Origin of the sequence: Microbacterium sp. (assembly GCF_026393345.1) — a bacterium.
Classification (GTDB): Bacteria; Actinomycetota; Actinomycetes; order Actinomycetales; family Microbacteriaceae; genus Microbacterium.
On the sequence record NZ_JAPLAI010000037.1, the window covers coordinates 1 to 23,919 of the forward strand.

Annotated in this window: 21 protein-coding genes; 10 read left to right on the forward strand and 11 right to left on the reverse strand. The window is 71.0% G+C overall.

All coding sequences use genetic code 11. The features are described 5' to 3' along the window. The coding region (locus NT132_RS05725; RefSeq protein WP_297786162.1) for an amidohydrolase family protein at positions 1-802 on the forward strand (802 nt) is incomplete at its 5' end. 101 nt (positions 803-903) lie between these two features. Here NT132_RS05725 and NT132_RS05730 read toward each other — a convergent pair. Continuing rightward, the gene (locus tag NT132_RS05730; protein ID WP_297786165.1) at positions 904-1,866 is read right to left on the reverse strand and encodes a PDR/VanB family oxidoreductase; all 963 of its coding nucleotides are present in this window, start codon (positions 1,864-1,866) and stop codon (positions 904-906) included. Between the two features lie 118 nt (positions 1,867-1,984). On the opposite strand from NT132_RS05730, the gene NT132_RS05735 reads away from it, so the two are divergent. From NT132_RS05735 to NT132_RS05755, 5 genes are all read left to right on the forward strand, one after another. Beyond that, positions 1,985-3,259, forward strand: a complete 1,275-nt coding sequence (locus NT132_RS05735) for an amidohydrolase family protein (protein ID WP_297786168.1) — start codon at positions 1,985-1,987, stop codon at positions 3,257-3,259. 78 nt (positions 3,260-3,337) lie between these two features. Then, on the forward strand, positions 3,338-4,660 hold the full coding sequence (locus NT132_RS05740; RefSeq protein ID WP_297786171.1) for an FAD-binding oxidoreductase: 1,323 nt from the start codon (positions 3,338-3,340) through the stop codon (positions 4,658-4,660). Further along, positions 4,657-5,454, forward strand: coding sequence for a creatininase family protein (locus NT132_RS05745; RefSeq protein WP_297786173.1), 798 nt, complete (start codon positions 4,657-4,659; stop codon positions 5,452-5,454). The genes NT132_RS05740 and NT132_RS05745 overlap by 4 nt, the downstream gene beginning before the upstream one ends. 40 nt (positions 5,455-5,494) lie before the next feature. Continuing rightward, positions 5,495-6,109, forward strand: a complete 615-nt coding sequence (locus NT132_RS05750) for a pyridoxamine 5'-phosphate oxidase family protein (RefSeq protein ID WP_297786176.1) — start codon at positions 5,495-5,497, stop codon at positions 6,107-6,109. An 85-nt stretch (positions 6,110-6,194) separates the two neighbouring features. Continuing rightward, entirely contained in the window at positions 6,195-6,629 is a 435-nt protein-coding gene (locus tag NT132_RS05755; RefSeq protein ID WP_297786179.1) for a glucose-6-phosphate dehydrogenase, read from the forward strand. 31 nt (positions 6,630-6,660) lie between these two features. Here NT132_RS05755 and NT132_RS05760 read toward each other — a convergent pair whose 3' ends face one another. From NT132_RS05760 to NT132_RS05785, 6 genes are all read right to left on the reverse strand, one after another. Further along, positions 6,661-7,464: an aldolase/citrate lyase family protein gene (locus tag NT132_RS05760; protein ID WP_297786182.1), complete on the reverse strand. Its 804-nt coding sequence runs from the start codon at positions 7,462-7,464 to the stop codon at positions 6,661-6,663. Then, on the reverse strand, positions 7,449-8,234 hold the full coding sequence (gene hpaH / locus NT132_RS05765; RefSeq protein WP_297786185.1) for a 2-oxo-hept-4-ene-1,7-dioate hydratase: 786 nt from the start codon (positions 8,232-8,234) through the stop codon (positions 7,449-7,451). Before hpaH ends, NT132_RS05760 begins: the two co-directional genes overlap by 16 nt. Before the next feature lie 121 nt (positions 8,235-8,355). Further along, the gene (gene hpaD / locus NT132_RS05770; protein ID WP_297786188.1) at positions 8,356-9,522 is read right to left on the reverse strand and encodes a 3,4-dihydroxyphenylacetate 2,3-dioxygenase; all 1,167 of its coding nucleotides are present in this window, start codon (positions 9,520-9,522) and stop codon (positions 8,356-8,358) included. An 18-nt stretch (positions 9,523-9,540) separates the two neighbouring features. Next, positions 9,541-11,058 (reverse strand): 5-carboxymethyl-2-hydroxymuconate semialdehyde dehydrogenase, encoded by a 1,518-nt coding sequence (hpaE, locus tag NT132_RS05775; RefSeq protein ID WP_297786191.1) that lies wholly within the window; start codon positions 11,056-11,058, stop codon positions 9,541-9,543. Further along, complete coding sequence (locus NT132_RS05780; protein ID WP_297786194.1) at positions 11,055-11,741, reverse strand: GntR family transcriptional regulator; 687 nt, start codon at positions 11,739-11,741, stop codon at positions 11,055-11,057. The genes hpaE and NT132_RS05780 overlap by 4 nt, the downstream gene beginning before the upstream one ends. After that, on the reverse strand, positions 11,738-13,228 hold the full coding sequence (locus NT132_RS05785) for a fumarylacetoacetate hydrolase family protein (protein WP_297786197.1): 1,491 nt from the start codon (positions 13,226-13,228) through the stop codon (positions 11,738-11,740). Before NT132_RS05785 ends, NT132_RS05780 begins: the two co-directional genes overlap by 4 nt. A 110-nt stretch (positions 13,229-13,338) precedes the next feature. On the opposite strand from NT132_RS05785, the gene NT132_RS05790 reads away from it, so the two are divergent. Continuing rightward, positions 13,339-14,718 (forward strand): MFS transporter, encoded by a 1,380-nt coding sequence (locus tag NT132_RS05790; protein WP_297786200.1) that lies wholly within the window; start codon positions 13,339-13,341, stop codon positions 14,716-14,718. A gap of 61 nt (positions 14,719-14,779) precedes the next feature. Here NT132_RS05790 and NT132_RS05795 read toward each other — a convergent pair whose 3' ends face one another. Next, the gene (locus tag NT132_RS05795; RefSeq protein ID WP_297786203.1) at positions 14,780-15,709 is read right to left on the reverse strand and encodes a LysR substrate-binding domain-containing protein; all 930 of its coding nucleotides are present in this window, start codon (positions 15,707-15,709) and stop codon (positions 14,780-14,782) included. Between the two features lie 105 nt (positions 15,710-15,814). On the opposite strand from NT132_RS05795, the gene NT132_RS05800 reads away from it, so the two are divergent. Continuing rightward, positions 15,815-17,902 carry a cytochrome P450 gene (locus NT132_RS05800; protein ID WP_297786206.1) on the forward strand — a complete coding sequence of 696 codons (2,088 nt, stop codon included), beginning with the start codon at positions 15,815-15,817 and terminating at the stop codon, positions 17,900-17,902. 347 nt (positions 17,903-18,249) lie between these two features. Beyond that, the gene (locus tag NT132_RS05805; RefSeq protein WP_297786395.1) at positions 18,250-18,783 is read left to right on the forward strand and encodes a flavodoxin domain-containing protein; all 534 of its coding nucleotides are present in this window, start codon (positions 18,250-18,252) and stop codon (positions 18,781-18,783) included. Positions 18,784-18,818: 35 nt separating this feature from the next. Here the strand turns inward: NT132_RS05805 and NT132_RS05810 are convergent, their stop codons facing one another. Together NT132_RS05810 and NT132_RS05815 are read right to left on the reverse strand one after the other, a co-directional pair. After that, the gene (locus tag NT132_RS05810; protein WP_297786209.1) at positions 18,819-19,235 is read right to left on the reverse strand and encodes an HtaA domain-containing protein; all 417 of its coding nucleotides are present in this window, start codon (positions 19,233-19,235) and stop codon (positions 18,819-18,821) included. Positions 19,236-19,288: 53 nt separating this feature from the next. Beyond that, positions 19,289-20,020 carry a helix-turn-helix domain-containing protein gene (locus tag NT132_RS05815; RefSeq protein ID WP_297786213.1) on the reverse strand — a complete coding sequence of 244 codons (732 nt, stop codon included), beginning with the start codon at positions 20,018-20,020 and terminating at the stop codon, positions 19,289-19,291. Between the two features lie 176 nt (positions 20,021-20,196). Between NT132_RS05815 and NT132_RS05820 the strand changes: the two genes are divergently transcribed. Continuing rightward, positions 20,197-22,074 carry an FAD-binding monooxygenase gene (locus NT132_RS05820; protein WP_297786216.1) on the forward strand — a complete coding sequence of 626 codons (1,878 nt, stop codon included), beginning with the start codon at positions 20,197-20,199 and terminating at the stop codon, positions 22,072-22,074. Between the two features lie 6 nt (positions 22,075-22,080). On the opposite strand, the gene NT132_RS05825 is transcribed toward NT132_RS05820, so the two are convergent. Continuing rightward, positions 22,081-23,835: a Na+/H+ antiporter gene (locus NT132_RS05825; RefSeq protein ID WP_297786219.1), complete on the reverse strand. Its 1,755-nt coding sequence runs from the start codon at positions 23,833-23,835 to the stop codon at positions 22,081-22,083. Between the last annotated feature and the right edge of the window lie 84 nt (positions 23,836-23,919).

Sequence of the window (23,919 nt, forward strand, 5' to 3'; positions counted from 1 at the left end):
GGCGATCATCGCCGCGCTCCTCGCGCCGGATCACCGCGGCGGCGTGAATCCGGGCGGCATGCTGCAGGTGGCGGTCGGGCCCGCCGGGGTGCACTCGGACGCGGAGGCGACGTTCCGGCTGCTCGGCGAGGTCGCGGCGCGCCACGGACTGCGCCGGCGCACCCAGGCGAATGAGCAGGTGGACACCGAGATCGCCCTCGAGCGGTACGGCCGGCGGCCGCTGGACCTGCTCGAGGAGTGGGGGTGGCTCGCACCGGACGTCACGATCGCGCACCTGTGCGACGTCACCCCCGCCGAGATCGACCGGCTCGCCGCGGCGGGGGTCACCGGCACCCACGCGCCCGGATGCGATGTGCCGATGGGGTGGGGGATCGCGCCCGTCGCCGCGTTGCGGGACGCGGGCGTGGTTGTGGGGCTCGGTACGTCGGGCGGCGGATCGAACGACGCCGGGCACCTCCTGGCCGATGCCCGGCTCGCGCTGCAGGTGTCGGGGCTCGTCGGCCCGCAGCTCACGGCCCGCGCTGTGCTGGGCATGGCAACCGAGGGCGGCGCCCTCGGACTCGGCCGAGACGACCTCGGTCATCTGCGAACCGGTGCTCGCGGCGACGCCTGCGTCTGGGACGTGTCGGGCGTCGCGGATGCGGGGGTCGCCGATCCGATCGCGGGGCTGCTGTGGGCCTCGCCCGGGCGTCGCCCGCGCCACGTCATCGTCGGCGGACGCGTCGTGGTGCGCGACTACCGCCTGGTCGCCGCGGACGAGTCCACGATCGTCGCCGCGCTTCGCGCTCGCGTCGGCCGCTGAACGCTCGCGTCGGCCGCTGAACGCGCATAACTCAGGCAGAACGGCGTGCGGCCGGTCCCCGTCGCAGGCCTCGGGTCGATCTGCCTGAATTGTGAACGCCCTCAGAGGTCGAGGACGAGACGCGGGCACGCGGCCCGCGAGACGCACACCATCATCACAGTGTCGCCCTCCTGCTCCAGCGGGGTGAGCACCGAATCGCGGTGCTCCACCTCGCCCTCGAGCACGCCCACCTCGCACGTCCCGCAGGTGCCGCGGCGGCAGCTCGACAGCACCATCGCGGCGGGAGCCTGCTCCTCGATCGCCGCGAGCACGGACTGGCCCGGCGACACCGTGACGATGTCACCGCTCAGGGCGAGTTCGACCTCGAAGTCCTCGGTCCAGACCGGCTCGCCGAACTCCTTCGCCTCGAACCGCTCCACATGGAGCTGCTCGACGGGGACGAGGGCGTCCAGGGCGTCGATCAGCCGCGGCGGACCGCACGCGTACACGGCCGTCGTCTCGTCGATGCCGCTGCAGAATGCCGCGACGTCGAACCGGTCACCGGCGTCCGCCGCGTGCACTCGCACCCGGTCCGGGTGGGCCGTGACGAGTTCCTCGACGAAGGCCATGGTGCGGCGGGAGCGCCCGGTGTAGTCCAGGGTCCAGTCCGCCCCGCCCGCATCCGCCGCCGCCACCATGGCGCGAAGCGGGGTGATGCCGATGCCGCCCGCGACGAACCGGTACCGGGTGCCGGGGGTGACCTCGAACGAGAAGTGGTTGCGGGGCCCGCGCACCCGCAGGCGCTGGCCTGCGACCACCTCGTCGTGCACCCGCAGTGAGCCTCCGCGACCGCCGTCCTCGCGGAGCACCGCGACCCGCCAGGTCGACCGGTCGCCCGGGTCGCCGCACAGCGAGTACTGCCGCTCCACCCCGGGCTCGAGGATGAGGTCGACGTGCGACCCTGGCGTCCAGGCGGGCAGGTCGCGGCCGTTGTGCGCGACGAGGTCGAGGGCGACGATCCCGTCGGCGACGGGGGTTCGGGCGGCGACGACCAGGTCGCGTTCGACATCGCTGAAGTAACTCACAGCCGCACACGTTATCCGGGCCGTGTGTCGGGCACGTGACGGCGCCAGCGGGTGTCCGCGTTACCCGGGGGAAACGCACGGGGCCTAGCGTGGGCCCGTTACGAGGAAGGCGGAGCGGATGCAGTCGAACGAACGGGGTCCCCGGCAGCTGCGGCGACTGATCGGGGCGACCCTCCCCGACGGCAGGCGCGTCGACGTCGAGCTCGACGGCGCCACGGTCGCAACGGTCACCCCCGCGGCGGTGTGGGAACCCGAGCCTGACGCGCTCGACCTCACCGGCTTCGTCCTGCTGCCCGCCGCGGCGGAACCCCACGCCCACCTCGACAAGGCCCTCAGCTGGGACGCCATCCGCCCCCCGATGGGCGACCTCCGCGCCGCGATCACGGCCTGGCGCGCCTACGCCGCGACCATGACGGTCGAGGACGTCGCCGCTCGCGCCCGCCGGCAGGCGCTCCGGATGCTGAGCCAGGGCACGACCGCGATCCGCACCCACGTCGACGTGCTCCTGGGCGACGAGCCGCTGCGGGGCATCGAGGCCCTGGTGCAGGTGCGGGAGGAGCTCGCCGCGCTCATCGACATCGAGATCGTCGCGCTCGCCGGGCCCGATATCGCGGATGCCGCGATCGAGGCGGCCCTCGACGCCGGCGCCGACGTGCTCGGCGGCGCATCGCACCTGGCCGACGACCCGCTCGCGGATCTGAACCGGCTGCTCGACATCGCCGAGCGGCGCGGTGTGCCGATCGACCTCCACACCGACGAGGGGCTGTCGGCCGCGGTCACGCTCGACGCGTACGCCCGGCGGACCGCGGGGTGGGCGCAGAACCGGTCGGCCGGGCACTGCGTGCGTCTCGGCACTCTTCATCGCCCCCGCCGGGACGCGGTCATCACGGATGCGGTGGCATCCGGGATCGGGATCATCGCCAACCCGATCACCAACCTGTACCTGCAGGGGTGGGATGACGACATCGCCATGCCCCGCGGCATCGCCCCCGCCCGCGCGCTGCTGCAGGCCGGAGCCCGGTTCGCGGCCGGCGCCGACAACGTCCGCGACCCGTTCAATCCGCTTGGCCGCGGCGACGCGCTGGAGACCGCCATGCTGCTGGTCGCCGCCAGCCACCTCACGGTCGACGAGGCCTACGCCGCGGTGTCCACGGGGGCTCGCGAAGTCATGGGGCTTCCGGTCGCGGGGGTCGTGCCCGGTGCGCAGGCCGACCTCCTCGCCCTCCGCGCCGACTCGCTGGTGCAGGCGGTCGCCGAGGCCCCGGCGGAGCGCCTCGTGCTGCGCCGGGGCGCCCTCGTCGCCGCGAGCACCCTTGACAGCTGGGTCGCTCAGCCGCGCTGCGCCGCATCCGGTCCGTCCCTGTTTCCTGGCCGAAACATCGACGCGCCATGATGGTGCCGCGCGATGAGTGACTCATCACCCGGCTCGCCGCGCACCGCCTCCGGGAGATGCACCGTGAAGGAGGACACCATGACCGCGCCCGACTATTCCGCCCTCGACGCCGACCTGCGGGAGGTCCTCGGCCCCCGAGGCGTGTCCCGCGACATGCGCCAGCGAGAGAAGGCGTCGGTCGACGGCGCCCGGATGTCGCCCATCATCGCCGAGCTGCTGCCGCTCGGGATCGCCGACATCGTCGCGTTCCCCACGAACGCCGAGGAGATCGCCCGGGTCGTCGGCATCGCCGTCCGCCACGGGGCGCCGATCACCCCGCGCGGCAAGGGCACCGGCAACTACGGCCAGGCCATCCCGATGCCCGGCGGCCTCGTGCTGGACACCTCGCGCGCCCGTGCCGTCATCGAGGTCGGCGACGGCACGGTCACCGCCGAGGCCGGCGCCCCGATGACCGCGATCGAACAGGCCGCCCGCGCGACCGGACAGCAGCTGTGGATGTACCCGTCCACCGTGCACTCCACCCTCGGCGGGTTCCTCGCCGGTGGGTCCGGCGGCACCGGCACGATCGCGCACGGCAGCAACGACATGGGCTTCGTCGTCGCGCTCGATGTCGTGACCCCCGTCTCCGACGGCGAGCTCGTGCACCTCGAGGGGGATGCGGCCCAGGCGTTCGTCCACAACTACGGCACCGCCGGCATCATCGCCCGCCCCACGGTCCGGCTCGAGCCGCTGCAGGACTGGCGCGGCCTGTACGCGTCGTTCCCCGACTTCGCCGGATCGCAGTCGGTGCTCCGCGAGCTCGGGCGGCTGCGTCCGGCCCCCCGCCTGGTCTCCGCCGACACCGTGCACATCACCGCGCAGCTGCCGCCCGACCCCGCCTTCCCGGAGGGCCGCAGCTCGCTGCGCATGATCGCCGACCCCGCGATCGTCGCCGCGGCCACAGCGATCATCGAGGGCGCCGGGGGCCGCATCGAGGATGTGCGGGAGGGCCCGCAGGCCTCCCTCGCCCTCTCGGTGCTCAGCTACAACCACCCGATCGAGTGGCTGCAGAAGTCCGAGCCCGGCGTGTACTTCCACGTCGAGGTGTCCGGCGACGCGCTCATCGACCGGATCGACGAGGTCCACGCCGTCTACCCGGGCGGGCAGCTGCACATCGAGGCCGGGCACACCGTGCCGATCGGGATGCTCGCGGGCATCTACGAGAGCCCGGATGCGGTGTATCAGGGCATCGCAAGACTCGGCGAGCTGGGCGTCGGTGTGCACAACCCGCACCAGTGGAACGTCGACTTCCGGCTGCACGAGACCGTGGCCCTTGCCCGCACCACCGACCCGCACGGCCTTCTCAACCCGGGGAAGCTCAACCCCGACTACGCCGGCCCCACGAAGGGAGCGATCCGATGACGACGCCGTTCGTGCCGCCCGGCCGTGTGTGGGCCGACCTCCCGGGGTCCGCCATCCCGGCCGTCACCTCGGAGCGCTCCCTCGCGGTCGTTCCGGTCGGCGCCATCGAGCACCACGGTCCGCACCTGCCGCTGCGCACCGACGCGCTCATCGCGGAACGGGTGGCGGCCGCCGCCGTGGCCCGCGCCGCATCCGAGGGCATCGACGCGTGGCTCTTGCCGACCATCACCATCAGCAAGTCCGACGAGCACCACTGGGCTCCCGGCACGCTGTGGATCGAGGGCACGACACTCCTCGACCAGCTCGTGCAGCTCGGCCAGTCGCTGCGCATCACCCCGGTGCGCACCGTCGTGTTCGTCAACGGGCACGGTGGCAACGTGGCGTTGCTCGGATGGGCGAACCGTGAGCTGCGGCGCCGGTTCGGGCTCCGGTCGTTCGCCATGCCGGCCGGGATCGTTCCCGCCGGCGACGGCACCGACGGCTCGCCGGACGAGCGCGGGCAGGGCATTCACGCCGGCTGGGCCGAGACGTCGCTCGTCATGCACCTCGCCCCCGAGCTCGTCTCCCCCGACCTGCCGCCACGGAACGTGCCGGAACGGATCGCCGGGATGCGGCACATCGGGTTCAACGGCAGACCGGTGACGTTCGGATGGACGAGCGACGACTTCGGACCGACCGGTGTCATCGGCGACCCCACCGGGGCGACCGCAGCGGCGGGTGCCGCGCTCTTCGACCGGGGGGTCGCATTCGTTGCCGAGGCGCTCGCCGAGATCGACGGATTCGAGTTCGCCTGATGCCGCGCCCGATGCTCCTCACCATGGAAGGACCCCGCTGATGACCGCCACCCTCCCCGCAGCCGCCGTTCCGGTGCTGGGCGACGCCCCGATCGATGACCCCGCAGTGCTCGCCGCATCCTGGCTCCCGCCGCTCGGGGCGGAGCCGCTGCGCATGACGCTGTCCACGATCGATGCGGACGGGTTCCCGCGTGCGCGCACCGTCCTTCTCAGCGAGTTCGATGGGGAGCGGTTCTTCTTCCACACCGATGCGCTCAGCCGGAAGGTCGCCGATCTCGCCGCGAACCCCCGGGTCGCGCTGACCGTGCTGTGGCCGGACTTCTCGCGGCAGCTCGTCGTGCAGGGCACCGCGACGCCCGCGCCCGCGGCGGAGCTCGCCGATGCGTTCCAGCGCCGCTCGCCGTACCTCAAGCAGCTGGCGTGGCAGAACACCGACGAGTATGCGCAGCTGCCGCTCCCCGAGCGGGAGGACGAGTGGGCGCGGTTCCACGCCGAGGTCCCCGAGCCCGCCCAGCCGCAGGGGTGGGCCGGGTACGGGGTGCTGCCGCACCGGATGCTGTTCTGGGCGGCGCATCCGGCCGGAGAGTCCGCGGCACGGCGCGTCGAGTACGTGCGCGACGGCGCCGGCTGGGCGCGACGCTACCTGCCCGGCTGACCGGTGCCCGCGGAGCTGGCGAGGCCCGGCGGCGCGTAAGATCGGTGGGGCGCGACAATTCGTTCGTGTCCGGAAGGGAAACGTCGTGCGCGTGACATCAGGGGCCGACTGGCGGGAGACCATCCCGTTCGAGACGCCGGTCAACCTGGCTGAGTACGCACCGGGGGAGCCCGCCCGCTGCTTCGGCTGCGGCACCGACTCCGAGCCGCTGCCCCGCGAGGAGCTGCAGGCCTACAAGCACCGGCATCCCGGGAACCACGACGGCTACGTCCGGTTCTACTGCGCCTACCACGCGCCCGCCGCCCCGGCGAAGCCGATCGAGCCGGCCGCAGCCGCGCCGACGTCCCGCAAGCTCAAGGCCTCCTCGAAGCGCGTTCCCGGCGCCCCGCGTCGCGAAGAGACGGGGCCTCGCCCGGCCTTCACGCCGGAGCGCGCCCGCCCGGTGTGCCCGGACTGCTTCATGGAGATCCCGCCGACGGGCCTCTGCGGCAACTGCGGCAAGACCATCGCCCTCGACTGACGCTCCCAGGCCGACAGCGGCCGCAGCGGTCTCAGTACGAGGCGCGGGTGGTGTCGTCGGATGCGGGGAGGTACGTGCGCGCGAGGTTCTCGGCGCCGCGGGCCACGAGGCCCACATCCGCGCCTACCAGCAGGAAGTCCGCACCGGCGGCGGCGTATCCCTTCGCGGTCGACTCCACGAAGGCGTTGACGCCGACGGGGACGCCGGCCTCCTGCACGCCCGCGAAGGCCCGCTCGACGGCGGCGACCACGTCGGGGTGCGTCTGCTGACCGATGAGGCCCATGGATGCGGCGAGGTCACTCGGTCCGACGAACACGCCGTCCACACCCGGCACGGCGGCGATCGCCTCGGCGTTCTCGACGCCCTCGGCCGTTTCGATCTGCACGATCACCGAGGTGTACTCGGCCGCGTTCGCGAGATAGTCGTCGACCCGGTTCCAGCGGCCGGAGCGGGCGAGCGCGTTGCCCACGCCGCGGTGGCCGCGCGGCGGGTAGGACGCGTGTGCGACGGCCTCGGCGGCCTGCGCGGCGGTCGACACCATCGGGACCATGATCGTCTGCGCGCCGAGGTCGAGCACCTGCTTGATCCACACCGCGTCGTTCGCGGGGACGCGGACGATGGTCGTGATGGGGTAGCCGGCCGTCACCTGCAGCAGCACCTGCACGGTCTCGAGCGAGACCGCACCGTGCTCCATGTCGATCATCAGCCAGTCGAGCCCGGAGCCGGCCATAATCTCGGCCACGACGGGGGAGCCGGAGCAGATCCAGCCGCCGAACAGCGCCCGATCGGATGCGGCGATGTGGTCGCGCAGGGTGGGGGTCAGAGGAAGCGGCATGAGATGGTCCCCATCGGTCCGTAGTCGCACAGCACGCTGTCGCCCCGGGACACCCACATCGGCCGGGTGAAGGACCCCGCCAGGATGATCTCGCCGGCTTCGAGGCGTGCGCCGTGCTGGTGGAACTTGTTCGCGAGCCAGGCAACCCCCGTGGCGGGGTGGTTGAGAACGCCCGCGGCGACCCCGGTCTCCTCGATCGTCTCGTTGCGGTACAGCAGCGCGGAGACCCAGCGCAGGTCGATCTGTTCGGGGCGCATCGGCACCCCGCCGAGGACCATGCCGCCGTAGGCCGCATTGTCGCTGATGGTGTCGACGATCGTCCGGCCCTCGAGCTCGATGTGCGAGTTCAGCACCTCGAGGGCGGGGGTGACATACTCCGTCGCCCGCAGCACATCGAACAGGGTGCAGTTCGGGCCCTCGAGCGGGGCGTTCAGCACGAACGCCAACTCGACCTCGATGCGCACGTTCGAGAAGTCGTCGAACGGGATGATCGACCCGTTCTGGTAGACGGTGTCGTCGAACATGACGCCGTAGTCGGGCTCACTGATCCCCGTGGCCTGCTGCATGGCTTTCGACGTGAGGCCGATCTTGCGACCGACCAGGCGCCGGCCTGCGGCGACCTGCGCGTCGCGCCACAGCCCCTGGATGGCGTACGAGTCTTCGACCGTCGCGTCGGGGTAGCGCGCGGTGATGCGCGGGATCACGCCGTGCGTGCGGTCGGCCTCGGCGAGTTCCGCGGCGATCGTCGCAATCGTGTCGGCATCCAGCATCCGGTGTCTCCTCAGGGTCGGGGTGGGGGCGTTCCGTCTCGCCTCGCCCGCTCAACGACCGTAGCGGGTACGGTCGCGAGGCGACGAACGAGGCGAGACGAAACGCAGACGGGACGGGGTCTCAGAGCTGGTTGCCGAGCTTGTATTCGCCCTGCTTCCACTCCGGCATCGACTCCTCGCCCTGGTCGGGGCGGGTGTAGGAGAAGCCGTCGGCGCCGATCGTGACCGCCATCTCGCTCGAGTCGGTCCGTGCGATGACCGGCTGCGGGTTGCCGTCGAGGTCGAGCACCAGGCTGCCGTCGGTGTACCAGCTGGGGACCACCGGGTTCCCCCACCAGTCACGGCGCTGGTTGTCGTGCACGTCCCAGGTGACGACCGGGTTGTCCGGGTCGCCGGTGTAGTAGTCCTGGGTGTAGATCTCGACGCGGTGACCGTCGGGGTCGCGCAGGTACAGGTAGAACGCGTTCGAGACGCCGTGACGGCCGGGGCCGCGCTCGATCGCGTCGGAGCGGCGGAGCGCGCCGAGCTTGTCGCAGATCGCGAGGATGTTGTGCTTCTCATGCGTCGCGAAGCACACGTGGTGCATGCGGGGTCCGTCGCCGCCGGTCATGGCGGTGTCGTGCACGGTGGGCTTGCGGCGCATCCACGCCGCGTAGACGGTGCCTTCTTCGTCCTGGATGTCCTCGGTCACCCGGAAGCCGAGGTCCTGCATGTACTTCACGGCACGCGGGACGTCGGGGGTGATCTGGTTGAAGTGGTCGAGGCGCACGAGCTCGCCGGGGATGTGCAGGTCGTAGCGCCACGACATCCGCTCCACGTGCTCGGTCTGATAGAAGAACTCGTACGGGAACCCGAGCGGGTCCTCCACGCGCACCGAGTCGCCGATGCCCTTGGTGAATCCGCCCGGACGGCGCTCGACGCGGCAGCCGAGCTCCTCGTAGAACGCGACCGCCAGGTCGAGATCCTCGGGGGTGCGCACACGGTACGAGAACGCGGCGACCGCGGCGACCGGGCCCTTGCGCAGCACGAGGTTGTGGTGGATGAACTCCTCCGTGGAGCGGAGGTAGATCGCCTCGTCGTCCTCTTCCGTCACGTACAGGCCGAGCACGTCGACGTAGAACTGACGGGATGCGGCCAGGTCGGTCACCACGAGCTCCATGTAGGCGCAGCGCAGGATGTCCGGGGCCGGCGCCGAGGGCGAGGGGATCGGGTTGTCGGTCTGGATAGGCGCCTCCTGTGAGACGTAGAAGCCCGAGGAGGTCAGGGTGCGGTCGTTCATGGCGGTCATGTCAGCGTCCTTGCTTTCTCAGTTCTTGCCGAAGGTGGGGTTGTGCACCTCGCCGAGCGTGATGTGCACCGCCTGCTGGTCGGTGTAGAAGTCGATCGAGCGGTAGCCGCCCTCGTGGCCGAGGCCGGACGCCTTCACGCCGCCGAACGGGGTGCGCAGGTCACGCACGTTGTTCGAGTTCAGCCACACCATGCCGGCCTCGATGCTCTGCGCGAAGTTGTGTGCGCGCTTGAGGTCGTTGGTCCAGACGTAGGCGGCCAGGCCGTAGCGGGTGTTGTTCGCCAGGGCTAGTGCCTCTTCCTCGGTGTCGAACGGCGTGATCGCGACGACCGGGCCGAAGATCTCCTCCTGGAAGATGCGGGCGTCCGGCGACACGTCGGCGAACACCGTGGGCGCCACGAAGTTGCCGAACTCGAAGCCCTCGGGCTGGCCGCCGCCGGCGACGAGCCGCGCCTCGGACTTGCCGATCTCGACGTAGCTCATGACCTTCGCGTAGTGCTCGGGGTGCACGAGCGCGCCGACCTCGGTGTCCTTCTCGTGCGGGTAGCCGACCTTGACGCGCTTCGCCTGCGCGGCGTAGCGCTCCACGAACTCGTCGTACACGTCACGCTGGACCAGGATGCGGGACCCGGCGGTGCAGCGCTCGCCGTTGAGGGAGAACACGCCGAAGATCGTCGCGTCGATCGCGGCGTCGAGGTCGGCGTCGTCGAAGACGATCGCCGGGCTCTTGCCGCCGAGCTCCATCGACAGGCCCTTGAGGAAGGGGGCGGCGTTGCCGAAGATGATCTGCCCGGTGCGGCTCTCACCCGTGAAGGAGATGAGCGGCACATCGGGGTGCTTCACCAGCGCGTCGCCGGCGTCCTCGCCGAGGCCATTGACGAGGTTGAACACGCCCTGCGGCAGGCCCGCCTCCTCGAAGATGCCGGCCCACAGTGAGGCCGACAGCGGGGTGAACTCGGCGGGCTTCAGCACGACGGTGTTTCCGGTCGCGAGGGCGGGACCGAGCTTCCACGACTCGAGCATGAACGGGGTGTTCCACGGGGTGATGAGCCCCGCGACGCCGATCGGCTTGCGGTTGACGTAGTTGATCTGGCGGCCCGGCACCTTGAAGGTGTCGTCGGCCTGCGCGACGATCAGGTCGGCGAAGAACCGGAAGTTCTCGGCGGCGCGGCGGGCCTGGCCGAGGGCCTGCGTGATCGGCAGCCCGGAGTCGAAGGACTCCATCTCGGCCAGCTGCGCGTCGCGCGCCTCCACGAGGTCGGCGATGCGGTGGAGGATGCGGGAACGCTCGCGCGGCAGCATCCGGGGCCAGGGGCCCTCGTCAAACGCGCGCTTCGCGGCGGCGACGGCGAGGTCGATGTCGGCTTTCTTGCCGGCCGCGGCCTGCACGTAGACCTCGTTGGAGACGGGTTCGAGCACATCGAACGTGTCGCCGTCGATCGAATCCACGAAGGCACCGTCGATGTAGTGCTGGATGCGGGAGGGCAGGTTCTCCGGCACGTGGCGGCCTGCGGCGAGGATGGTGGTGTCGGTCATGATTTCTCCGAATCGGTCGGGGCGGCAGAGTCGTGGTGGCGGGCGGCGAGGAACGCGTCCATCGTGCGCCAGCGGTGGTTGCGCGCGGCCAGCTCGATCTCGAGCGGGTCCGCGCCGGAACGGATGAGGTCGATGATCTCCACGTGCTCCTCGACGGAGTGGTTCGCGCGCCCTGGCACGAACGCGAACGTGCTGTCGCGGATGTTGGCCATCCGGCCCCAGCCGCGGTGCACGAGATCGAGGATGTGGGGGTTCGGGCACGGCTCGAACAGCACGGAGTGGAACTCCTGGTTGAGCCGGGTGAACTCGTGCGGGTCGAGGTCATCGAGCATCGCGACCATGCGGTCGTTGACCGCGCGGGCACGATCGAGGTCGGCGGGGGTGAGCAGCGGCGCCGACAGTGCGGTCGCGGAACCCTCCACGAGACCCAGCGTCTGCATCGAGTGGACGTACTCCGTCTCGTCGAGGTACACGACGCGGGCGCCGACGTTGCGCTCGAAGCTGACCAGCCCCTCGGCCTCGAGGCGCCGGATGGCCTCTCGCACGGGGACCACGCTCATGTCGAGCTCCTCCGCGATGGCACCGAGCACGAGCCGGTGACCGGCGGCGTACTCGCGCTCCGCGATCCGGCCGCGCAGCCACGCGTACGCCTGCTCGGACTTGCTGGTGCTCCCGTCGGTCATGAGCGTTCGGCCTCGTACCGCTCGCGCCACTGCGCGTTCATCGGGAACAGCCCGTCGACCGGGTTGCCCTCGGCGACCCGCGCGGCGACCCAGGCGTCCTCGACCTCCTGGGCGAGGGCGGCGTCGGCCACCTCTTCTGCGATGGCCGGCGGCAGGACGATCACGCCGTCCGCGTCGCCGACGATGATGTCGCCGGGCTGCACGGTGGTGCCGCCGCATCCGATCGTGACGTCGACATCCCACGGCACATGCTTGCGGCCGAGCACCGCGGGGTGCGCGCCCTGCGTGTACACCGGGATGCCGACGGCGGCGACGGCGTCGTAGTCGCGCACTCCGCCGTCCGTGACGATGCCGGCGGCGCCGCGGGCGTGGGCGCGGATCGCGAGGATGTCGCCGAGCGTGCCGGAGCCGGCCTCGCCGCGCGCCTCGATGACGATGACCTCGCCCGCGGTGACGGCGTCGAACGCGCGCTTCTGCGCGTTGTAGCCGCCGCCGTGCGAGACGAAGAGGTCTTCCCGGCCGGGGACGAACCGCAGCGTCTTGGCGGTGCCGACGAGCTTCGCGCCCGGATGCATCGGGCGCACGCCGTCGATCGTGACGTTGTTCAGGCCGCGCTTGCGCAGCTGCTGCGAGAGACCGGCGACCGGGACCTGCTCGAGCTTGGCGCGCAGCTCCGGCGAGAGCCCGGAGGCTGCGGGCTCGACAGGGGGGAGTCCGGCGGCTTCGCGGGAGCCCCAGGCGTCCTCGCGCTGCGCGTCGTCCGCGGCGGGGAGGGAGCCGAGCTCCGGGTCGAAGGGCTGCTCGCCCTGGACGACCGTGGTCGCGAGCCGCCCGGAGGTGGGCCCGCCCGGCACGTCCACCTCAACCTCGACGAGGTCGCCCGGCACCGCGACGGAGGACCCCGCGGGGGTGCCGGTGAGGATGACGTCACCGGTTTCGAGGGTGAAGTGCTGCGCCAGGTCGGCGACGATCTGCGGCAGCGAGAAGATGAGCCCGGCGGTGGTGTCGTCCTGCATCAGGACGCCGTTGACCCAGGTGCGCACGCGCAGGGTGCCGGGGTCGACCGCGCGGGCGTCGATGAGCGCGGGGCCGATCGGGGTGAAGCCGTCGCGGCCCTTCGAGCGCACGTTCGAGCCCTTGTCGTTCGCGCGCAGGTCGTAGACGCCGAAGTCGTTGGATGCGGTCACCCAGGCGACGTGGTTCCACGCGTCCTCGAGTGACACGTGCCGGGCGGGCTCGCCGATGACAAGGGCGATCTCGCCCTCGTAGGCGAGGAGCTCCGTGTCGGCGGGACGCTCGATCGTGCTGCCGGTCGCTGCGACGGAGCTGGCCGGCTTGAAGAAGTAGGAGGGGTGGGCGGGCCTGCGGCCACGCTGGTCGGCGCGGGACGCGTAGCTCAGATGGACGGCGATGATCTTGCCCGGCCGCTGGGGGAGTCCGGCGAAACGCGGGTCGGCCGCATCCGTCGTGCTGGTGTCGATAGTCATGAGCTCCCTCGCTCTTGCGTGATGGCTCAGATCGTATATGATCTGAGCATCCACGGCAAGCCTCCCGGCGGCGCCTGGGCCGTATCCATGAGACGAAGGAGTCCCCGCGCATGAGCGCATCACCATTCACGACACCGGTTGCGACCGGCGCAGACATGAGGAAGGTGGCGGTCGCGACCGTCATCGGCACCACGATCGAGTGGTACGACTTCTTCCTCTACGCCAACGCGGCGGGTCTCGTCTTCGCCACCCTCTTCTTCCAGCCCGCGGGACCCCAGGCCGCGGTCCTGCTGTCGTTCGCGACGGTCGGCGTCAGCTTCCTGTTCCGTCCGCTCGGCGCATTCCTCGCCGGCCACTTCGGCGACCGCATCGGCCGTAAGGCGATGCTGGTGTGGACGCTGCTCCTCATGGGTGGCGCGACCACCCTCATCGGTGTCCTCCCGACGTACGCGCAGGTCGGCATGCTCGCGCCGATCCTGCTGGTGCTGCTGCGCGTGCTTCAGGGCCTGTCGACCGGCGGTGAGTGGGGCGGTGCCGTCCTCATGGCCGTCGAGCACGCCCCGCAGGGCCGCCGTGGCCGGATGGGCGCGTTCCCGCAGATGGGTGTCCCGCTCGGCATGCTGCTGGCCTCGGGGGTGCTCGCCCTGATGACCGGTGTCATCTCTCCTGGCGACGCGTTCCTCGAGTGGGGCTGGCGCATTCCGTTCCTGCTCAGCTTCGTGCTGATCATCGTGGGCATTATCGTCCGCCGCACCGTCGAGGAGAGCCCGGTGTTCGAGGAGCTCGCTCAGAAGCGCGAGCGTACCCGGATGCCGATCGTGCAGGTGTTCCGCAAGCACTGGCTGCTCGTGATCCTCGCCGCCCTCACGTTCGCCGGCAACAACGCCGCGGGATACATGACCACCGGTGGATTCCTGCAGAGCTATGCGACGACCCCGATCGCCGACGGCGGCCACGTCGGCATGGAGCGCACCCCGGTGCTGCTCGCCGTCGCCGCCTCCGCCGTGGTGTGGCTGTTGTTCACCTTCCTGGGCGGGGCGCTCTCGGATCGGATCGGCCGGCGCAACACGTACATCATCGGGTGGATCGTCTTCCTCATCACGGTGTGGCTGCTCTTCCCGCTGGTCAACACGGGTAACGCCTGGCTGTTCTTCGCCGGTATCGCCCTGTTCACGATCGGGAACGGCCTCACGTATGGTCCGCAGGCGGCCTACTTCACCGAGCTGTTCCCCGCATCCATCCGATACTCGGGGGTCTCGATCGCCTACGCCATCGGCGCGATCCTGGGTGGCGCATTCGCGCCGCTCATCTCGACCTGGCTGGTCCAGGTCACCGGCACCAGCTGGGCGGTCGCGTGGTACATCGCGGGGGTGATGGTGATCGCCTTCATTGCGACACTGCTGCTGCGTGACCGTACCAACATCCCGCTGGGGCTGAGCGCCGAGAAGGAGCAGTCCGCGAGCCCGATCTACGGGATCCGCAACAGCTGATCATCCACCCTCGAGGGCGTCGCACCGGTCCACCGGTGCGACGCCCTTCGTCGTCGGGGGCTCACGGCATCCCCGGGGCGGGCCAATGGATCGACTGCGCGAACTCGATGAGAGCGCGCACCCGCGGCGGCGGTGGGGTCGCGGCGGACCAGATGACATCTATGCCGACCGGGGGCACCGCGGGGGAGATCTCCTTCATGACCACCGGGTAGCCCTCATAGCTCGACATGTTCGCCGGCCGCTGCACGAGCACGCCGTATCCCAGCCCGCGGCCGACGAGTGTCCGCACGGCCTCGTAGCTCGTCGTGCGATGACGGATGCGGGGGGTGAGGCCCCGCAGAGCGAAGAGCGACAGGGTGTGCTCGCTGGACGGCGGCGCATCGAGCAGGATGAGGTCGCGGTCCACGACGTCCTCAAGCTCCACCACGGGTGCCGAGGCCAGTGGATCGTCCGCCGCGAGCAGTACGTGCGCGGGAAGTTCGAAGAGCTTCTGGCGTCGGGGGTTCCCCGGGATGAGCGTGTCGTAGACAAACGCGACGTCGACCTCGCCTGCTTCGATCCGCCCCTCCAACAGGTCGTGCGTCGTCTCCATGATGTGGAGTTCCACCCGCGGGTGCGCGGCGCCGAAGTCATGCAGGAGCGGTGGCAGCACCGTGGGCGCGAGGGTGGGATAGCACCCGATCGTGATCGGCCCGACGAGCTCGCCGTCCGTGCTGCGCAGGGACACGGACAGTTCGCGCGCTGCCGCAAGGAGTGGTCGAGCCTGCTCCACCACACCGGCGCCCGCGCTCGTGAGGGTGAGGCCGTGCGCCCGCCGCCTCACGCAGAGCGCGCAGTCGAGCGTCCGCTCCAGCTCCGTGATGGCGTCCGAGATCGCGGACGCCGACACGTGGAGCCGCGATGCGGCGGCGGCGATCGTTCCGGCATCGGCGGCGGCGACGAGGTAGGAGAGCTGTCGCAGGGTGAAGGCTGGCGGGTCCACGGCATCCATACATCGATTCTGCCGTGGATGAACCGCGGATGTCTCCGCTTTTCTCGGGCTATAGCGGGACCGCATACTCGGAGAGCGTACGAACTCTGACCACGAGGAAGTGTCATGTCGACCATCACCGCTCCCGTCGCCGACTGGGTGACGATCCCGGACCTCTATCGCGATCCGTTCCCCCTCTACGAGCGGCTCCGGGCCGAGGGGGGCGTGCACTGGGTGCCCAGCGTCGGCCGTTACCTGATCACGAGCTACGACGCCGTGCACGCCACGGAGCAGGATCAGGAGACCTTCTCCGCGAACGAGGAGGGCTCGCTGCAGATTCGGGCGATGGGCCACTCGATGCTGCGTCGCGACGACCCGGAGCACTATCCGGAGCGGAAGGCCTGGCAGCCGGTCCTGCGTCCGGGCGCGGTCAAACGCACGTGGACCGCGGTCTTCGAGCGGAACGCGGCGCGCTACCTCGATGAGACGATGGCGAAGGGGGCGGATGCGGACCTCATCTGGGACTTCGCCGCGCCCTATGCGGCGGAGAACCTGCGGGAGATCCTCGGTTTCCACAACGCCACGCAGCAAGACCTGCAGCGCTGGTCGCAGACGATGATCGACGCGACCGGCAACTATGCCGACGACCCGCAGATCTGGGCGAAGGGTGAGCGATCCTTCGCCGAGGTCGACATCGCGCTCGATGAGATGCTCAGCTGGCACGCGAAGAACCCGGACCATTCGCTGATCTCGGCGCTGCTGGCCATCCCGGATTACCGGATGCCGATCGAGCGGATTCGCGCCAACATCAAGATGACGATCGGCGGCGGATTGAACGAACCGCGTGACGCGCTCGGCGTCGCCGCCTGGGCGCTTCTGACGCACCCCGAGCAGCGGCGCGCGGTCGAGGCCGACCCCTCACTGTGGTCGGCCGCCTTCGACGAAACGATCCGTTGGATCTCACCGATCGGCCTCTACTCGCGTCAGACGACCCGCGAGGTCGAGCTGGCGGGGGTGACCCTCCCGGCGGGTGCGCGGCTGGGGATCTGCGTCGGTTCCGCCAACCGCGACGAACGGGTCTGGCGCGATGCTGATCGGTTCGACATCCGCCGTGAGGTCAAGCCGCATCTGGCCTTCAGCAAGGGCGTTCACGTGTGCCTGGGTGCGTGGGTCGCCCGGGCCGAGGTCGCGGAGGTCGGTCTTCCTCGCCTGTTCGAGCGGTTGCGCGGCGTCGAGCTGGATCCCGCCCGCCCCGCCCAGATCGGCGGCTGGGTGTTCCCCGGAATGCTGCGCCTCCCCGTGCGGTGGGACACCGCCGGCGTCACGGAGCCCGCCTCGGCTGCCCCGCAGCCGCCGGCGGCACCGCGGATCGCCGTGGTCGGCGCCGGCCCCAGCGGCTGCTTCGCCGCGCAGGCGCTCCGCCGCGCGATGCCCGGAGCTGTCCTCGAGGTCATCGACCGACTCCCCGTCCCTTACGGACTCGTGCGCTACGGGGTGGCCGCCGACCACCCCGGGACGAAGTCCGTCGCGCGTCAGTTCGAGCGGATGTTCCAGCGTGAGGGTGTGGCCTTCCGCGGCAACATCGCCGTCGGCGCCGACGTCACGGTCGCGCAGTTGCGCGACTCCTACGACGCCGTGATCCTGGCGACCGGGCTGCACCGGGATCGGACGCTCGACGTGCCGGGTGCGGATCTGACCGGCGTCGTCGGCGCCGGTCGCCTCACGCGTGCGCTCAACGGCCACCCGGAAGAGGCCGACGAACCGCGAGTGAGACGGTCACCGTCGTCGGCCACGGCAACGTCGCCGTCGACGTCGTGCGCCTCATCGCCCGGCACGCCGATGACTTCGACGGAAGCGATATCGACGACGCCGTGCGCGAGCGCATCACGGGCGGCGTTCGCGTCGTCCACGTGGTCGGGCGCTCCCGGCCCGGGCAGGCGAAGTTCGATCCGGTCATGGTGCGGGAGCTCGCCACCCTCCCCGGCGTGGCGCACGTGGTGCACGGCGCCGACCTCGACGACGTGCCGGTGGGAAAGGACGCACGGTGTGACGCCGTCCGCGCCCTCGCCGCGTCGGACGCTGCCGACCCGCGAGTGCGGGTCGAGTGGTGGTTCGGGCTTCAGCCCGAGGCCATCGAGGGGGATGTCTCGGTCACGGGCCTCCGCCTCCGCGGCACGGACGGCACGAGCCTCCGGCTCGCCACCGACACGGTAGTCACCGCGATCGGCTTCACCGCCGACCCCCATACGCCCGCCGTGGCGGCAGCGTCCGCGGACGGCCGCATCGAGCCGGGTCTCTACGTCGCCGGATGGCTGCGCCGGGGCGGCCGCGGCACGATCCCCGACCAGCGGACCGATGCGCGCGCGCTCGCGGCGACGGTCGCCGCCGACCTCGCCGGCGTCGGATCCCCGCGGCCGGGTCTCGAGCTCTCCGCGTCCGAGGTGGGCTTCGACGGCTGGCGCCGGATCGACATGCGCGAGCAGCTCGGCGCCGCGCCCGGACGCACCCGCGCGAAGCTCCGTACGCACGAGGATCTGCTGGCGGCGGCTCGAGACACCGCGATGGCGCTGCCGGACGCGGACCGCGCACAGGGTGCGAGCGCCGCCGACGGCGGGGGACAGCCCGTCACGGTGCTCTTCGGCACGGAGTCGGGCGGGGCAGAACTGGTCGCCGATGACCTACGGACCTATCTCGCCGGGCGCGCAGACGTCGAGGTGCGAGACCTCGCCGAGACGGAGCCGGACCAGCTCGATCCGGCACGGCTCCACCTGATCGTGTGCTCGACGTACGGCGACGGGGAGGCGCCGACCGCCGCGCGTCCATTCCTCGCGTCGATCTCCCGGGCACGCCCCGATCTCTCCGAACTCCGGTACGCCGTGTTCGGCATGGGGGACCAGAGCTACGCGCGCACCTATTCGCGGGGAAGCGAACTCGTCGACGAGGCGCTGGCCGCCTGCGGTGCGCGCCGGATCGGGGAGTATGGCCGGCATGACGCCGGCGGGCCCATGGATGCGGTGGAATCGGCACACGACTGGGTGGACGGCGTGCTCGCCGAGACCGAAGCGCTCCTCGCCGGACCGCGCGCCCAGGCCTGAGGCACCCTCCCGCTGTCTCTTCGCGGGCGTGCGCGTCAGTCGCGCACGAACGGGTCGTCGAGCGGCGTGCCGGCGGTGTACGGGCCGAAGAACAGGTCGGCACCGTCGGCGGTCAGCGTCGTCCCCGAGGCGATGAGGAAGCCGGCCTGCGGCGTGAGGGTGTCGATCCGCGCGAACGGGAGCCGCACCGCGGCGTCAAACGGGTCGGCGACCGTCAGCAGCCAGTGGTCGCCGTCCGGCACCAGCGCCGGGTCGGCGAGTGTGACGTCCATGAGGCCGCCGTGCGCGCTCAGCGACACCGCGCCGGTGAAGGAATGGCCGTCGCCGCCCGTATCCGGGAACGCGAAGCCGGACGGCTCCTGCGTCGCGCCGTCGAGGCGGACGTCGCCGTCGCCCATGCCGCGGACATACGCCAGGAGCGACTCCTTGATTCCCCACACCAGCGTGCTCATCGCATCCCCGTTTCTCGGCGCGCCGTGCGCCGGGCCCAGGTTAGCGTGCCAGTTCACCCCTCGAGGGCGGTGCGGATGGCATCGGCGGAGCGCTGCAGGCGCGCCGCGATGGCCGCCGGGTCATCGGCGCTCGCCACGTGCACGACCGCGATGGCGGCGGGCCGATGGCCGCGGAGGGGGAGCGGCACCGAGACCGCCTGCACGGTGGGGATGACCTCATCGTGACTGGTGGCATAGCCGCGCTCGGCGATCTCGGCGATCTCGGCGCGGAGCCGGTCCGAGACGCCGGCCGGCCACTGGTCCGGGGGCAGGAGCGAGAGGATCGCCTTGCCGGGTGCGCCGACCGTGACGGAGTGGCGGGCGCCCGGACGCTGCGCCACCGAGGCGACCGCGTGCCGCGGCTCGACGCTGGCGAGGGTGATGCACTCGTCCCGGTCGAGTACGCCGAGGAAGCACGTCATCCCGAGTTCGTTCGCGACCGCTGTCAGCTCGGGCAGCGCCTCGGACTGCAGGTCGGCGGCGACAGCTCCGGCGAGGGCGGCCATGCGGGCGCCGAGTGCCGCGCGCCCCGCCGAGTCGCGGACGACCAGCGCGTGGTCCTCCAGGGTGCGAAGGAGCCGGTAGGCGATGGACCGGTGCACCTCGAGCCGCCGGGCGATCTCGTCGATTGCCAGCGGCGCGCGTGCCTCGGCCAGGATCTCCAGGATCCGGATGCCGCGGCTCAGGGTCTGCGAGCCGGCGGCCCCCTTCCGCCCCGCATCCGACTGAGGCTCCACGAATGTCACGTTTTCGACCTCCGGACGGGACATCCGTGAGGTCTCGGCGCGCGGGGTCCTTGCCGGAGCGCACGAATGTCGTATACGATCTGTTCAATAGTAGAACGGTGTGTTCGAATATAGAACGCACCGGCCGCCATCGCAACACACCTCGACATTGCAGTCCGAGGAAAGGATCGACGTCGATGCAGTTCCACCACCACGGTTACATCTCGACGGACCCCCGGGTCCGTCCCGCCGCCGGCACCGGCATCGACCGCCCCGCGGACGTGCCCGACGAGGTCGACGTGCTCATCGTCGGCTCGGGTCCCGCCGGCATGCTCCTCGCAGCGCAGCTCTCCCAGTACCCCGGCATCACGACCCGGATCGTCGAGAAGCGCGAGGGACGCCTCGCGATCGGCCAGGCCGACGGCATTCAGGCGCGCAGCGTCGAGACGTTCCAGGCGTTCGGGTTCGCCGAGCGGATCGTCGCGGAGGCCTACACGATCAGCAGCATGAACTTCTGGACCCCCGACCCGCAGAACCCGCAGCACATCATCCGCACCGCTCGCGCGGCGGACGACCCGCACGGCATCAGCGAGTTCCCGCACCTCATCGTCAACCAGGCGCGGGTGCTGGACTACTTCGCCGAGGTCGCAGAGATCTCGCCCGCCCGCATCACGCCGGACTACGGCATCGAGTTCGTCGGCCTCACGGTCGGCGAGGGCGAGTACCCCGTCTCCGTATCGCTGCGCTACGTCGGCGGCGAGCGGGCGGGGGCGGAGCGCACGGTCCGCGCGAAGTACGTCGTCGGGTGCGACGGCGCCCGCAGTGGCGTGCGCGAAGCCATCGGCCGCAAGCACATCGGCGGCCAGGCCAAGCATGCGTGGGGCGTCATGGACGTGCTCGCCGTCACCGATTTCCCCGACATCCGGATCAAGTGCGCGATCTCGTCGCAGGCCGGCAGCATCCTCCACATCCCCCGCGAGGGCGGGTATCTCTTCCGCATGTACGTCGACCTCGGCGAGGTCCCCGAGGGTGACAACGGCAACGTCCGCAAGACGCCGCTGGAAGCCATCGTCGCCAAGGCGAACGAGATCCTCAGCCCCTACACGCTCGAGGTCAAGGACGTCGCCTGGTCGAGCGTCTACGAGGTCGGCCACCGCGTCACCGACAAGTTCGACGACGTCGACCCCGGCTCGGACCGTGCGCCGCACGTGTTCATCTGCGGCGACGCCTGCCACACGCACAGCGCGAAGGCGGGCCAGGGCATGAACGTGTCGATGCAGGACGGCTTCAACCTCGGCTGGAAGCTCGGCTCGGTGCTCACCGGCCGCGCGCCCGAATCACTGCTGGCCACCTACTCCGCCGAGCGCCAGGTCATCGCGCAGAACCTCATCGACTTCGACCGCGAGTGGTCCACCCTCATGGCCAAGAACCCGGAGGACTTCTCCAGCCCCGAAGAGGTCGCGGAGTTCTACACCCGCACCGCCGAGTTCCCCGCCGGGTTCATGACGCAGTACACCCCGTCGATGATCGTCGGCGAGGCGGCGCACCAGAACCTGGCCGAGGGCTTCCCCATCGGCAAGCGATTCAAGTCGGCTCCCGTCGTCCGTCTCGGTGACACCGTCCCCGCCCACCTCGGTCACCATGCGCGGGCCGACGGACGCTGGCGCATCTACGCGTTCGCGGATGCCGACGCCACCGCCCTCGGGGAGTGGGCCGAGTGGCTCGCGAACAGTGCCGACTCACCGGTGCGGACGTTCACGCCCGCGGGCGAGGACATCGACAGCGTCTTCGACGTCAAGGTCGTGTACCCGAAGGCGCACACCGAGATCGAGGTCGGCGACATCCCGGACATCTTCCTGCCGCGGGTGGGTCCGTTCGGTCTGATCGACTACGAGAAGATCTACGCCGTCGACCCTGCCCAGGACATCTTCGAGCTGCGCGGCATCGACCGCGCCGGCACCGTCGTCGTGGTCCGTCCGGACCAGTACGTCGCGCACGTGCTGCCGTTGACCGCGACCGAGGAGCTGGCTGCGTTCTTCGCGCAGCACATGGTCCCGGCCGCCACCGGGGCCTGACGCAGGTCAGCCGAGCTCTCGCGCGTCGGCGAGCCGGAGCTCCTCGGCGTCGAGACCGTGCTGCACCCGCCGGGACACCAGATCGTCGATCGCGCCCTCGCGGCGAAGCCGCAGCAGCACCTCGCGCTTCCGGTCCAGGAGCGCGAGCTTCAGCCGGTTCGCCTCCTCGAAGCGGATGAGCGGGGAACGCTGCGTCATGTCGATGTCGTCGCTGGTGGCGAGCATCTGCAGCGCGACCGGGCGCACCTCTCCCGCCTCCCCGTCGTCCGACACGGTCGCGATGGCGCCGGACGTGGGCGATGTCGCGTCAGGTCCGCTCAGTACCGTCTCGAGGTCGTCGATCTCGTCGTCGATGGCCGACCGCTGCCGGGCGAGGGCGCGCGCGTTCGCGAGCTCCAGCCGGTCGTAGCCCTCGCGCCGGGCCTGGTCGCGCACCTCGTCGCTGATCCCGTGCTCGGTGGCGAGGTCGTCCAGGGCCGCCAGCGCCGCGCCGGAGATCGTCCGCTGCGCCAGTTCGAACTCCTCCCGCTCGGTGTCGTCGTTCGGCAGCTTCGCCCACTTGATGACCGCGGGAAGAAGCGGACCCTGAACCAGCAGGGTGAGCACGATGACGCCCGCGGTGACGAACACGATCGCGTCGCGGCCGGGGAGATCCGTTCCGGCATCCGTCGTCATCGGCACCGAGAGGGCGATGGCCAGCGACACCGCGCCGCGGAATCCGGCGACCGTGCTGACGATCCGGCCGCGGTTGCGGGACTGTCTCGTGGTGTTCGCGAGGTGTTCGGGCGAGGGCCGGGAGAACGGCGCCATGAGCAGCTGGAACAGGTAGCGCACCACACCGAGCGCCGCCCACGCCGCGACCGATACCAGGAGCAGCCAGCCGATCTGCCGCCCCGGGATCTCGTGCACGACGTTCTGCACCTCGAGCCCGATGAGAACGAACAGCGCGCCGTTGAGCAGGAACACCCCGAACGGCCACGCCGCCTGCGCCTGCTGGCGGGACTGGGCCGTGGTGATGCGCGGGGCGAGCCACGCGACGATGAGGCCCGCGAACACGACGGCGAGCACGCCGGAGCCGTGGATCAGCTCCGCGACGAGGAACGCCAGGAACGGCACGAGCAGCAACGTCACGTTGATCGCGAGCGTCGCCCGCATCCGCCGGAGCGCCAGCCAGGCGATCGCCGCGATGCCGATGCCCGCGACGGCGCCGCCGAGGTAGGAGAGAACGACGGTGCCGGTGATCGTCCACGGCGTGACGTCGCCGCCGACCGCGAGCGAGACGGCGATCGCGTAGACCACGAGCGCGGTCCCGTCGTTCGTGAGGCTCTCGGCCTTGAGCTTCATGAAGGTGCGCTGTGGCAGCAGTCGGCCGAGCGCGGCGACCGCGGTCGCGTCCGGCGGTGCCACGGCGGCGCCGAGGATGAGCGCGGCCTCCCACGGCACGCCCATGGCGGTGGCGATCCCGGCCACCGCGAACGCGGAGGCGACGACGAGCAGCGTGCTCATCGGCACGATGTAGCGCAGCGCCCGCTTCACCGAACGCAACGACGTGGTGAAGCTCTCCCAGAACAGCATGACGGGCAGGAAGAGGAGCAGCATCGTCTCCGGGGGCAGCTCGATCTCACGCAGCTCCGGCACGAAGCCGAGCAGCAGCCCGATGACCACGAGCACGAGCGGCGTCGCGAGGCGGAGCCGCGGGGCGAGCAGGGTGCCCGTGAGCACCGCCAGTCCCAGCAGGACCGTGACTTCAAGACCTTCCATGGGCACCTCCGGGTCTGCGCTGCCGCCTAGTCTGCGCCCCACACACAGCGCAGCGACAGGCTCTGGCATTCCCTGGTTCGGCGG